At 64.2% G+C, this 12,614-nt stretch carries 12 protein-coding genes; 5 read left to right on the forward strand and 7 right to left on the reverse strand.

Annotated features, from left to right (window positions below):
* The first annotated feature begins 105 nt into the window (after window positions 1-105).
* The 3 genes from GOSPT_RS00755 to GOSPT_RS00765 all read left to right on the forward strand — a co-directional run bounded on the left by GOSPT_RS00755 (window position 106) and on the right by GOSPT_RS00765 (window position 3,258).
* Window positions 106-534, forward strand: coding sequence for a nitroreductase family deazaflavin-dependent oxidoreductase (locus GOSPT_RS00755; RefSeq protein ID WP_005201910.1), 429 nt, complete (start codon window positions 106-108; stop codon window positions 532-534).
* 44 nt (window positions 535-578) lie between these two features.
* Window positions 579-1,520, forward strand: coding sequence for a serine/threonine-protein kinase (locus GOSPT_RS00760; protein ID WP_005201911.1), 942 nt, complete (start codon window positions 579-581; stop codon window positions 1,518-1,520).
* 256 nt (window positions 1,521-1,776) lie between these two features.
* On the forward strand, window positions 1,777-3,258 hold the full coding sequence (locus GOSPT_RS00765) for an amino acid permease (protein WP_005201912.1): 1,482 nt from the start codon (window positions 1,777-1,779) through the stop codon (window positions 3,256-3,258).
* 21 nt (window positions 3,259-3,279) lie between these two features.
* Here the strand turns inward: GOSPT_RS00765 and GOSPT_RS00770 are convergent, their stop codons facing one another.
* Complete coding sequence (locus GOSPT_RS00770) at window positions 3,280-4,425, reverse strand: amidohydrolase family protein (RefSeq protein ID WP_039854175.1); 1,146 nt, start codon at window positions 4,423-4,425, stop codon at window positions 3,280-3,282.
* A gap of 161 nt (window positions 4,426-4,586) precedes the next feature.
* Between GOSPT_RS00770 and GOSPT_RS00775 the strand changes: the two genes are divergently transcribed.
* Window positions 4,587-5,738 (forward strand): FAD-binding oxidoreductase, encoded by a 1,152-nt coding sequence (locus tag GOSPT_RS00775; RefSeq protein WP_005201914.1) that lies wholly within the window; start codon window positions 4,587-4,589, stop codon window positions 5,736-5,738.
* Between the two features lie 22 nt (window positions 5,739-5,760).
* Here GOSPT_RS00775 and GOSPT_RS00780 read toward each other — a convergent pair whose 3' ends face one another.
* The 6 genes from GOSPT_RS00780 to GOSPT_RS00805 form a co-directional block, all read right to left on the reverse strand.
* Entirely contained in the window at window positions 5,761-6,957 is a 1,197-nt protein-coding gene (locus GOSPT_RS00780; RefSeq protein ID WP_039854177.1) for a DUF7159 family protein, read from the reverse strand.
* A gap of 95 nt (window positions 6,958-7,052) precedes the next feature.
* Window positions 7,053-7,445: a heat shock protein transcriptional repressor HspR gene (locus tag GOSPT_RS00785; protein WP_005201916.1), complete on the reverse strand. Its 393-nt coding sequence runs from the start codon at window positions 7,443-7,445 to the stop codon at window positions 7,053-7,055.
* 3 nt (window positions 7,446-7,448) lie between these two features.
* On the reverse strand, window positions 7,449-8,654 hold the full coding sequence (gene dnaJ, locus GOSPT_RS00790) for a molecular chaperone DnaJ (protein ID WP_005201917.1): 1,206 nt from the start codon (window positions 8,652-8,654) through the stop codon (window positions 7,449-7,451).
* Between the two features lie 126 nt (window positions 8,655-8,780).
* Window positions 8,781-9,359 (reverse strand): nucleotide exchange factor GrpE, encoded by a 579-nt coding sequence (gene grpE, locus GOSPT_RS00795; protein WP_005201918.1) that lies wholly within the window; start codon window positions 9,357-9,359, stop codon window positions 8,781-8,783.
* On the reverse strand, window positions 9,356-11,209 hold the full coding sequence (gene dnaK / locus GOSPT_RS00800) for a molecular chaperone DnaK (protein ID WP_005201919.1): 1,854 nt from the start codon (window positions 11,207-11,209) through the stop codon (window positions 9,356-9,358). The genes grpE and dnaK overlap by 4 nt, the downstream gene beginning before the upstream one ends.
* 295 nt (window positions 11,210-11,504) lie before the next feature.
* Window positions 11,505-11,858, reverse strand: a complete 354-nt coding sequence (locus tag GOSPT_RS00805) for a hypothetical protein (protein ID WP_005201920.1) — start codon at window positions 11,856-11,858, stop codon at window positions 11,505-11,507.
* Between the two features lie 196 nt (window positions 11,859-12,054).
* Between GOSPT_RS00805 and GOSPT_RS00810 the strand changes: the two genes are divergently transcribed.
* Window positions 12,055-12,582 carry a DoxX family protein gene (locus GOSPT_RS00810; protein WP_005201921.1) on the forward strand — a complete coding sequence of 176 codons (528 nt, stop codon included), beginning with the start codon at window positions 12,055-12,057 and terminating at the stop codon, window positions 12,580-12,582.
* The last annotated feature ends 32 nt before the right edge of the window (window positions 12,583-12,614 follow it).

Genomic DNA, 12,614 nt, shown 5'->3' on the forward strand with positions numbered 1-12,614 from the left:
CTAGGCTTCGTGACGATCACCGATGAGCGAGTTGGACGGACGCATGCGCATAACAAAAGTGCGTTTCGCCGACGCCGACGCAGACTCAGTAGACAATGGTCAAACATGAGCGACTTCAATTCGCAGATCATCGACGAGTTTCATGAGAACGACGGCACCGTGTCGGCCATGGGCTTCGGACGCCACCTCGTGGTGCTGCATTCCACCGGCGCAAAGTCGGGCGCCGACCGCGTCAGTCCCCTTCTCGGACTACCAGACGGAGCGGGCGGACGGTTCATCATCGGCAGCGCAGCAGGTTCGCCGAAGAATCCGTCGTGGGTCTACAACCTGCGCAAGAACCCACACGTGACCGTCGAATGGGCCTCGGACGGTAGCGGCATCGAGACACACTCCGCCACCGCTACCGAGCTCGATCCGGCCGCTCGAGAGCAGGCGTGGCAGGCCTTCACGTCGATGTCGAGTCAGTTCATCGAGTACACGAAGACTGCGCAGGGCCGAGTGTTCCCGATCTTCCGTCTGACTCCCACCGACTGACCATCGATCGCACCGGCTGGTCACCGCACAGATACCCTGACGAGGTGTACCTGCCGGGAACCGACGTGGCCGGCTACACCATCGATGCGCTGGTGGGTAGCGGCAGTAGTGCTGATGTGTACCGCGTTCATGGCGACGAGCGCACGCCAGAAGCGCTCAAAGTCCTGCATTCCGACGAGACCGGCCACACCAGGGCTGCGGAACGTTTCGAGCGCGAGTTCACCATCGCGTCCCGACTCCACCACCCGAACATCGTCGAGATGTATACGCGCGGGCAGATGCAACCCGACGCACAGTCAATCCGTCGAGCGCAGGTTCTCGGTGTCCCCGCCGACCGTGTTCCGCCGACGCTATGGATCGCCATGCAATATGTCGACGGTCCCGCCGCGATCGCGCTGATCCCGTCACCCACGACAGAACCGGTGGTGCCGACCTTCGTCCGGGTAGCCCAACAGATAGCGGCGGCAATCGATTTCGCGCACTCCCGCGACGTCCTACATCGAGACGTCAAGCCCGCCAACATCTTGCTGACGTCGACACGACCCGACACCGACGCATTGCTCTCCGATTTCGGCATCGCGCAGCTAGTCGACGACAACCGGCCACTCGCGCGCAACGGCCGAGTTCAGGGATCGATCGCCTACGCGTCTCCGGAACTCCTTCAGGCCAAGCAACTCTCACCGGCAACAGACGAATACGCCTTCGCCTGCACGCTCACCGAACTCCTCACCGGCGCTCCGCCTTTCCCACGTGCGACGGCATTCGCCATCACCAACGCGCATCTGCGCGACGACCCGCCGCTGCTGACCCGACGTCGACCGTGGCTTCCGTCCGCACTCAATTCGGTGTTCGCCAAGGCCCTCGCGAAGAATCCGGCCGATCGCTATTCGACGTGTAGCGAGTTCGCCGACATCGTCGCCCGCAACCTCCGCGACGTGCCGGTCCCCCAGCCCGCTGCGGGACGTAGGCCGTGGCGTCGGACCTGAGAGCACCTTTCCGAGAGGTCCGACGCCGCCTTCGGCCTGTGATGCACGACACAGTTCATCCATTGTTAAATCGGACATCGAATCGCCAGTCGAGCGGCGTCTCAAGACAATTGGGCCCGTGCGTCGTCAAATCGACGCCGATCGACCATCGAGATCGTTAACATCCTGCGTCATCTCGATGTAGCGAAGTGTCGATAGCGTCAGGGGTCGTCCATCTTGTTCCTACGGTCTATCGTCCACAAGCGCACGGGGAGTCATGACAGCCGAACCAACGACGCAGTACGACAATTCAGCGCTCGCCCACGAGGAAGAGGGCTACCAGAAGGCGCTCAAACCGCGACAGATCCAGATGATCGCCATCGGTGGCGCGATCGGAACCGGCCTGTTCATGGGTGCGGGTTCCCGCCTTCACGACGCCGGCCCCGGCCTGTTCATCACCTACGCCGTGTGCGGCGTCTTCGTCTTCTTCATCCTCCGCGCACTCGGCGAACTCGTTCTCCACCGACCTTCGTCGGGATCATTCGTCTCCTACGCGCGCGAATTCTTCGGTGAGAAAACAGCATTCGTCACCGGCTGGCTCTACTTCTTCAACTGGGCCGCCACCGCGATCGTCGACGTCACCGCTGTGGCGCTCTACGTGCATTACTGGGGGATGTTCGGGGCGATCCCGCAGTGGCTGATCGCGCTCATCGCACTGTGCATCGTGCTGACCATGAACATCATCTCGGTCAAACTCTTCGGTGAGATGGAATTCTGGGCGTCGATCATCAAGGTCACCGCACTCGTGACGTTCCTCGTCGTCGGAATCGTCTTCCTCGCAGGACGTTTCGACATCGAGGGCGCATCGACCGGATTCAGCGTCATCTCCGACAACGGCGGAATGTTCCCCACGGGATTGTTCTCGTTGGTGATCGTGACGTCGGGCGTCATCTTTGCCTATGCCGCAGTCGAATTGGTCGGCACCGCGGCGGGCGAGACGGCCGAGCCCGCGAAAGTGATGCCGCGAGCGATCAACTCGGTGATCCTGCGTATCGCCGTGTTCTACGTGGGATCCCTGATAGTTCTCGCCCTCCTCCTGCCCTACACCACCTACAAGGCGGACGAGAGTCCGTTCGTCACCTTCTTCTCGAAGATCGGTGTACCGGCGGCGGGAGGCATCATGAATCTCGTCGTGCTCACTGCGGCGATGTCGAGTCTCAACGCAGGCCTGTACTCGACGGGCCGCACCCTACGCTCCATGGCGCTCAACGGAACTGCACCGTCATTCACCGGAAAGATGAACAAGAACGGGGTTCCGTTCGGCGGGATCGCACTGACAGGAGCGCTGACCTTCCTCGGCGTCATCCTCAACCTGTTCGTTCCCGAAGAGGCCTTCAACATCGCGCTCGACCTCTCCGCGCTCGGAATCATCTCCACGTGGGCAATGATCGTCGCCTGTCAGATCCAGCTGTACCGGTGGGAGAAGAAGGGCATACTCACACGGCCTTCATTCCGACTCCCGGGCACGCCGTACACCAGTTACGCCACGCTCATCTTCCTCGCGGCGGTGGTCGTCCTGATGTGTTACGACGACATCTGGAATCTCATCGCGATCATCGTCGGAACGCCACTGCTCATCGCCGGCTGGTACGGCTGCCGGTCAAAGGTCATGACGCTCGCGGCGCAACGCCAGGGCTACACCGGTGAGTATCCCGTCATGCCTGAGCCGCCGGTTCCGGAAGGACCCGAGGACAAATAGAAGCCCGCTGCACGACGCCCCTCACGCCTGGCCGCGAGGGGCGTCGTCGACGTTGTACACCCGCAGGGCGTTGTCGCGGAAGATCTTTCGCAAGAAGTCGTCACCCCACGGATTGAGTACGTCGAGGAGTGCGCCGACAAGCATCGACATCGTCGCATTGGGTCGGTCGAGGGGAAAGTTGGATCCGAAGACGAGTCGTTCCGACCCGAAATGGCTCACCAGGTGCCCGACGAGGGGACCGATCATCTCGGCGAGAGTCTTTCGGCTCCCGATGTTGCCGTGTGGGTCGTGTCCGTAACCGAGAATCGGCATCGCCAAACCGGACAGCTTCATCACGATATTCGGTTGCGCGGCAAGGCTCACCACGCGCTCATGCCACAGGCGCATGATGTCTGCACGCGCCGCGGCGGTGTTGCCCGTCCGCACACCCATCGGACCGAACACACCCACCGGCGCCCCGATGTGATCGACGACGACCGTGGCCTCGGGGTACTCGCGTGCCAAACTGACCACGTCGTAGAGCTGATGCGAATACACAAACGCCTCCAGCACCAGTCCCCGACGCACCGCTTCGCCAAAGCCACGCAGCGCGGACGTCGACGCCAGCAGACCCTCGTCCGGCGTCGAATCGCGAACGCGCGGATCGGGATGCCGTGCCGCGAGCACCCGGACCGCGCGTACGAGAGGCGTGATGTCGAGGTGTGCGTCGAGTTGCGTGGCGAAGTTGGGCGATCGAGGATCGCCGTGCACGATGAGCCCTCCCAACCGCGGGGCACCGTCGAGACCGAAGGGAAGGCCGATCACGTAGCGGGTTTCCGATAGCTCCTCGGCTTCGGCGTCTGCGATCATGTCGATGTCGCCCGCGTATGCGCGCCAGTGGGAATCGGCGACGACGACGGTGTCGATCGCGACGTCCGCGACCGTCGGGACTCCCGCGATGTCTTTGAGGTACTGCTCGGTCTCGTAGGCGCGCGCGATGACCGAGGGTGTCAGCACGTATTCTCTATCGGCCTGTGAGACCAGCAGGGTGAATGCGCGATCGCCGAGCCTCGGCGTGAGTCGTCGCACCCGCGCGAGGCCCTTTGCCCGCCAAGGAGTCTGACGCGGATTCCATTGCAACATGTGCGCGTCGACGATTCCCGGGAGCACGTTTTCCAGGGAGCCCACAAATACAGGATCCCACATCGCTCCGATTTTCGGATCGATTAAGCGTTCGACGGGTGCGGATTCTTTTCGACGGACACACCTTTCGCCACCTCGGGCACCCCGCGCCGACGAGGGGGCAGAATGGAGAGGCTGTCGACGGGGCGGCACGATCGGAGGTGAGCATGGGCGGGCACTCACGCCATGCGCTGCACCACGTGCGTCAGGTCATCGGACGCGATCCCGATGCGTTCACGCGCGGCGTCTTCACGCGCCTTTTCGCCCTCGATCCCGATCTGCGGGACCTGTTTCCCGCCCAGATGTCGCATCTGCGTGAGGCGTTCTTCGGGGTGATCGACCACGCCCTCGAGGTCATCCCGTCCGACGACGGCCACACTGACCTGGTCGAACTACTTGCCCAGCTCGGGCGCGATCATCGCAAGTTCGGGGTGCTGCCCGCGCACTACCCACTGATGTGTACCGCGCTGATCGGAGAGTTCCGCGCGCTGCTCGACGGCTACTGGGATGGCGATACCGAGGAGACAGTCACCCAGGCGATGATGTTGACAACCGGTGTGATGCGCGGTGCTGCCGAGATGGCGTCCGGGCCGCCGACCTGGACCGCGCGGGTGGCCGAGAAGTATCGGATCACCCGCGACCTCGCAGTCGTGCGACTCCTCAGCGAGGATCCGCTGCGCTTTTCCGTCGGGCAATTCCTCGAGGTGGCGATTCCGCAATGGCCGCACGAATGGCGGCATCTCTCACCTGCGATTCCGCCCAATGAGGATGGCGAAATCGAATTCCACGTCCGGGCCGTCCCCGGTGGCGTCGTGAGTTCTGCGATCGTGTCGACCACGCGTGTCGGCGACGTCTGGAAGCTGGCGCAGAATCACGGAACGCTGCACATCGAACGCGGCCATGATGTCCTCATGGTCGCCGGAGGTACCGGCCTCGCTCCGCTGCGCGCGCTCCTGATCGAGATGTCGAAGCGGGCAGACTCGCCGTCGACGCACATCTTCTACGGCATGCGCTACCCCGGAGAGCTCTACGATCTGGCGGTGCTCGCGCGCATCGCTTCGACCAATCCGTGGTTGCGCATCACTGCGGTGTCGCAGGAATCCGACGACCCGTGGTGGTTGAACTCGATCGCATCACCCGAGGATCTCGGCGTCGACCATCGGATCGGCTTACTGCCAGATGTTGTTGCGGCAGAAGGCGACTGGAGCGATCATCAGGCGCTCGTCGTCGGTTCTCCGCAGATGGTGACGGCAACGCGTCGTCGACTCATCATCGCGGGCGTGCGGGCGAGCAGAATCCAGTCGGATCCCGTCTACTGACGGACTACGCCCCCACGCGACCTCAGTTCTCGCCTGTTCCCTGGCCCTGCTCGCCGCTGCCTTCGGACTGCCCGGGCTCAGTGACGACGACCGTGGTGGTCTGGATGACCGTCGTGGTCTCTGTCTGAGTAGCCGCCGGGGCTTCAACCGTCCTGGTGACGGTCGGCGGTCGGACCGTCGTGGTGCGGACCTCGCTCCTGGTCTCGGTCTGCGTTTCGGTGACCGCCTCGCCCTCGCGCGTGACGGTTGCCTGCTCAGGGGTGTCGGTCACGGTCACCGTGGTCGGCGTGGTGTCGGGTCTGGCGCTGGTGTCGTCGCCGCTGGCGTGCAGTGCGGTCAGTCCGATGGCGCCGAGTAGCACGGCGACCCCGATCACCGCTCCCAGCGCCCACCAACGCAGCCCCGTCGCGTCGCGAGGAGCGCGCGTGGGCGTGGCGGCGGCAAATGCGGCGGGCTCCGAGTCGCCTGCGCGCAACACCGTCGTCTTCGGCGGGGTGGCGGCAGCGCCCGCGGCGAGCGCGAGAGCAGGCATCTCGGCGATCGACACCGGACGCCCGACCGCGTACTCGAGCGCGGGCGCGACGCCGGGCAATTCTGCGCCCGACCCGGTGCAGACGACGGAACTCAACCGGGAGCCGCCGTCGGCGTCGAGGATCAGTCGAGCGACGTCATCGGCACCCCGTGCATCGGTGACCGGAATCCCCTCGACCGTCGAGTTGTCGCGGGTGTCGAGCAACTGGCCGGTGGTGTTGTCGACGAGCGCCACGCACACACCGTCAGCGGGCCCGCCTGTGCGTGCAAGGTTCACCACCGCCGTCACGCCTGCGCCGCCGGGCGACGAGCGCACGACGGCCAGCATGGCACTCGTGATGTCATCGACGCTGGTGATCCGGTACCAGGGCGGCGTCGACGATCCTGGCGTGAACGCCTGCGCGAGGTAGTTGCGGGTGCTCGGACGCGAGCAGGAGACGATGAGGTGATCGACCTCGAACGGAACCGACTCGACCAATTCCGTGATGGCTGCGGCGGCCGATTCGGGGAGGTAATCGGGCAGATCAACGAGATTGCTGGCCGCGATCTCGTCCCTACCGCCGTTCGAGCGTATGACGACTGACGCGATCTCGTCGCCGACGACGGACACGCCAAGGGACACCGGCGCTGTTGGCTCTGCGCCTGATGCCTGTGTTCCAGTCGTCTGCGTTCCAGTCGGCTGTGTCACCGTTCACTCCCCACGTTGCTATGAGAAGTCAGCCTAACGCGTGCTCCCCGGCGGCCAACCGGCCGTCGGGGAGCATGGGTGGAAAGAGCGTGTGATCAGTCTTTACGCTTGGCGCGTCGCGGTTGCCACACGACCAGAGCGCTCGTGCGCGGAACCGGCACCAGCTCGCCGCCTCGGCGAGCGGACTGCTCGACCTGACTCTGCAGTTCGCCCACTCTCTGCTGCAGAGCGTCGACCTGATTGGTCAGGTCGATGATGCGCTTGATACCCGCGAGGTTGACGCCTTCCTCCTGCGAGAGACGTTGGATCTCCCTCAGGAGTTCGACGTCGCGCGTCGAGTAGCGGCGTCCGCCTCCGGTCGTGCGTTGCGGCGTGACGAGTCCGAGCCGGTCATACGTGCGCAATGTCTGCGCGTGCATCCCTGCCAGTTCGGCGGCGACCGAGATCATGAATGTCGCGCTCGAATCCTCGAAGTCTCGACTCGCCATGACTCATCGCCCCCATCCTGCACGGGGGTCGAATCCGCTCGCCTTCTCGGCCTCTGCGTACTTCTTGAGCGCCTCGGTCGCGGCGTCGTCGAGTGAGCCCGGCACCTCGACCTTCACGGTGACCAAGAGGTCGCCCGCTCCGCCCGAACGCTTCGGTACACCACGTCCCCGGACACGCAGAGTGCGTCCGTCTGTGGTGTTCGGCGGAATCTTGACTCCCACCGACCCCTCGAGCGTCGGCACGGAAACCGTTGCCCCGAGCACTAATTCAGAGAAACTGACCGGAAGTTGAACCTTGAGGTCGTTGCCGCTGCGGGTGAAGATCTTGTCGGCGGTCACGTGGACGACCACATAGAGGTCGCCCGACGGAGCGCCGCGTCGACCTGCTTCACCCTGGCCTGCCAACCGAATTCGTTGTCCGTCTTCGACGCCGGCGGGGATACGCACGTTGATCGTGCGAGCCCTGACCTTCACGCCGGAGCCGTCGCAGTCGGTACACGGATCGTCGATGCGCGATCCCGTTCCCTGGCAGTCCTGGCACGGCTCACTGAAACCGAACGCGCCCTGATTGCGGCTCACCAGCCCGGACCCGTTGCAGGTCGGGCAGACTCGCGGGCTCGTCCCCGGCTTGGCGCCACTTCCGTGGCACGTCGTACAGGGAGCGGGACTTGTTATGCGAAGCGGTACGGTCGTACCGACCGCGGCGTCTTTGAACGACAGCGTGGTCTCGGTCTCGAGATCGTTGCCGCGACGCGGCCGCGTCGCCGTCGACGAGCGCGATGAACCTCCGCGGTTGAACAGATCGCCGAACAGGTCACCGAATCCGCCGCTCGATTCACCTCCGCCGCCGAACAGGTCGCCGAGGTCGCCGATGTTGAAATCAGCGCCGTTGCTCGTCGAATAGCGGGTCCCGCCGCCTCCGGGGAACCCTCCCGGGAAACCGTTTCCGCCGCCGCGGAATTGACCGCCAGCGAACATGGCACGGGTCTCGTCGTACTCCTTACGCTTGTCGGCGTCGGAGAGCACGCTGTGGGCTTCAGACACCCGCTTGAAGCGTTCTTCGGCTTCCTTGTCTCCCGGATTGGCATCGGGATGCAGCTCGCGAGCGAGCTTGCGGTAAGCCTTCTTGATCTCTTCAGCTGAAGCGTCAGAAGCAACGCCCAGGTCCTTGTAGAAGTCGTGTTCGAGCCATTCTCGTTGTGGAGCCACCAGACGTCACCTCCTTCGTAGTTGTGTGAAGTTGTCTGGTCTTGAGTTGTGAAAAAGCCTTGAGTGCACCGATGGTGCGTCGCGTCGAGTTCTCGCGCGACGCACCATCGGAATATGCGCAGGTGATTATTGTGCACCACTCTGCGTGTCTTGCGGTTGCGACTGACCAGCCGGGGCGGGATCGGTCACGGTCACCATCGCCGTGCGGATCACCTTGTCGCCGAGCCGATAACCGCCGCGGTAAACCGCGCCGATGACGGGTTCTGTTCCGCTGCCGTCGTTTTGGACGGCCTCGTGCAGTTCCGGGTCGAACGGGTCGCCCGGTGCACCGAACTTCGTCAATCCTTCAGCGTCGAGTGTGGCGATGAGTTTGTCGGCCACACCCTTGAGCGGTCCGCTCTCGAGGTCGCCGTGCTCGCGGGCACGGTCGAGGTCGTCGAGAACGGGCAACAGCTTGTCGATCAGGATCTGCTTGCCGTAGGCAACGCGTCCCTGCTTCTCTTCTTCGGTTCGCCGTTTGTAGTTGGCGAACTGTGCGCGTTCGCGCTGCAGGGCGGCTGTCAGTTCGGCCACCTCGGCCGAGTTCGCGCCGGTCGCCTCTTCCGAACCCGACGCGGGGTCGACGGTCCCTTCGACCGTCGACTCCACGTCCACTCCCGCGGCGTCTGTCGCAGTCGTGTCGAGCTCGGGCTCCGGTGAGGTCACTTGGTGTCCCCGGAGTTCGGCTCGTCAACAACCTCTGCGTCGACGACGTCGCTGTCGGCGTCTGCGGTGGCACCCTCGGCGGATGCGCCGTTCTGCGACTCAGCGGCCGATGCCGCGTAGATCGCCTGGCCCATCTCCTGGGACTCCGTGGACAGCTTCTCGATCGCGCTCTTGATCGCCGAGATGTCGGTGCCCTTCAGGGCCTCGTTGGCCTCGGAGATCGCAGCGTTGACCTTGTCTTTGACCTCGCCGGGAACCTTGTCCTCGTTGTCCTTGAGGAACTTCTCGGTGTGGTTGACCAGCGACTCGGCCTGGTTGCGGGTCTCGGCCTCCTCACGACGCTTGCGGTCCTCTTCTGCGTGGGCCTCGGCGTCCTTGACCATCCGGTCGATCTCGTCCTTGCTCAGGCCCGAGCCCTCCTGGATGCGGATGGAGTTCTCCTTGCCGGTGCCCTTGTCCTTCGCGGTGACGTGCACGATGCCGTTGGCGTCGATGTCGAAGGTCACCTCGATCTGCGGAACACCCTGCGGCGCAGGAGCGATACCGCCGAGCTCGAACGAGCCGAGCAGCTTGTTGTGCGACGCGATCTCGCGCTCACCCTGATAGACCTGGATCTGCACCGACGGCTGGTTGTCCTCGGCCGTGGTGTAGGTCTCCGACCGCTTGGTCGGGATCGTGGTGTTGCGCTCGATCAGCTTGTGCATCACGCCGCCCTTGGTCTCGATACCGAGCGACAGCGGGGTCACATCAAGCAGCAGAACGTCTTTGACCTCACCGCGGAGAACGCCGGCCTGCAGAGCAGCACCGACCGCGACGACCTCGTCGGGGTTGACGCCCTTGTTGGGCTCCTGGCCACCGGTGAGCTCCTTCACCAGATCGGTGACGGCGGGCATACGGGTCGAACCACCAACGAGCACAACGTGATCGATGTCGCCGACGGAGATGCCTGCGTCCTTGATGACAGCCTGGAACGGAGCGCGGGTGCGCTCGAGCAGATCCGAGGTGATCTTCTGGAACTCGCTGCGGCTCAACTGCTCGTCGAGGAAGAGCGGGTTCTTGTCGGCGTCGACGGTGATGTAGGGCAGGTTGATCGAGGTGCTCTGCGAGGCAGACAGTTCGATCTTGGCCTTCTCGGCAGCCTCACGCAGACGCTGCATGGCCATCTTGTCCTTGGTCAGGTCGATGCCGGAGCTGCTCTTGAACTTTTCCACGAGCCAGTCGACGATGCGCTGATCCCAGTCGTCGCCACCGAGGTTGTTGTCGCCCGAGGTCGCACGGACCTCCACGACACCGTCGCCGATCTCGAGCAGCGAGACGTCGAAGGTACCGCCACCGAGGTCGAAGACCAGGATGGTCTGTTCCTTCTCGCCCTTGTCGAGTCCGTATGCCAGTGCGGCAGCAGTGGGCTCGTTGACGATGCGCAGGACGTTGAGGCCCGCGATCTGGCCGGCCTCCTTGGTGGCCTGACGCTGCGAGTCGTTGAAGTACGCGGGCACGGTGATGACCGCGTCGCTGACGTCTTCACCCAGGTAGGCCTCGGCGTCGCGCTTGAGCTTCATGAGCGTGCGTGCGCTGATCTCCTGCGGGGTGTACTTCTTGTCGTCGATCTCGACGTTCCAGTCCCCCTCGCCCATGTGGCGCTTGACGGACCGGATGGTGCGGTCGACGTTGGTGACGGCCTGGTTCTTGGCGGGCTGTCCGACGAGTACCTCACCGTTACGCGCGAATGCAACGACGGACGGAGTGGTCCGCGAGCCTTCGGCGTTGGCGATGACAGTCGGTTCGCCGCCCTCGAGCACGGACACCACGGAGTTGGTGGTGCCGAGGTCGATTCCAACAGCACGAGACATCTGTTATTTCCTCCTAGTTTGTGGGTGTGCACCCAAGTTCTCAGTCCCCTGGTCGAGCTGATGGCACGACCGAGGGGGTTGGTCGATGCAAACCTGCGTCTGGCTGGGGACCAGAGACTTCAGCGCGTCCGACTCAAGTCCTACTGGTTGAGTCTCACCGCGTCAAGTCTACTTGAGTCTGCCCGACTCAGGTTTCTCGATAGGTCCAACTGTGCACAGATCCGAGTTGTTCCCGATTCGGAGAAAAAAGTTGAGCGCAGTTCGCGCAACTATGAAAGGGCCAGCAAAGCGGCTGTCACGGAGCAGGCGGCAGCGCGTCGCCCGGCAGGCCTTCGGCCTGATAGACCTCGAAGGTGAAGACGCCCGCCTGCACGGCAGGGTCGTCGTTCATGATCTTGGTGACCGTGTCGACGTCGCGGTCGAAGACGCCGACGCCGTGGATGTCGGCGTTGCCCCGGATGGGCAATACGACGGCCAGCTCACCCGCCTTGCGCAGTGCGAGGGTGCGACGACCGTGCTCCTTGATGAACTGCCCGGCCTCGGGCGAGCCGAAGTTCGGACCCGATCGAAGAATCGAGACCGTGTACGGCTGGGCGTACTCGAGAATCGTCTGCATCTCGGCGTCGGTGATCTCGGGCAGGTCGGGCATCTCGGCTCCTCGCGATCGCAATGGCAACGTTTTCAAAGCCAGCCTACGGCCGTCCACATGCGCACGGGACCTACTCGCAGGAACGTTGCACGACGCCTGGCGGCGCTCACGGTGGCCGCGTGACCAGGGCCACGTGGCTCCTCGTCACTAAGCGGACTACAGTCCTCTTAGGACATCTGTAGGAAGGTCAAGAATAATGTCGAAGACAACAAACCACTCTCGCGCGCTCGACGCCGGTCTGCTGACCCTGCGCGTCGCCGTGGGTGCCACCCTGTTCGCGCACGGCGCCCAGAAGTTGCTCGGCTGGTTCGGCGGCCCCGGAATCGACGGCACGACTGCGGGCATGCAGCACATGGGCTTCGAGCCCGCCAAGACCTCTGCCGTAGCCGCGGGCGTCAGCGAGGCCGCAGGCGGACTCGTCGCACTCGGCGCGGGCACCCGCGTGGCAGCAGCAGCGGGCGCGGCAGCGATGATCGCGGCCGCCGACGTGCACCGCCCCAGCGGATTCTTTGCACAGGAGGGTGGCTTCGAGTACCCCGCCGTGCTCGGACTCGCTTCTGCCGCACTGGCTCTCACCGGCCCGGGTCGGTACTCCGTCGACGCGGTCATCAAACACCCGCTCTCACGCGACGGCGTAGGCGTTGCCGCGCTCATCGCGTCTGCAGCGGGAGCCGCAGGTGTCCTCACGCGCCGCAAGAAGGCGCTGGCGTCGAAGACGGCCTGAGCCCGACGCCGTTCGGTCCAGGTGGCCTGGCG

The sequence above is a fragment of the Gordonia sputi NBRC 100414 genome (assembly GCF_000248055.1).
Taxonomy (GTDB): Bacteria; Actinomycetota; Actinomycetes; order Mycobacteriales; family Mycobacteriaceae; genus Gordonia; species Gordonia sputi.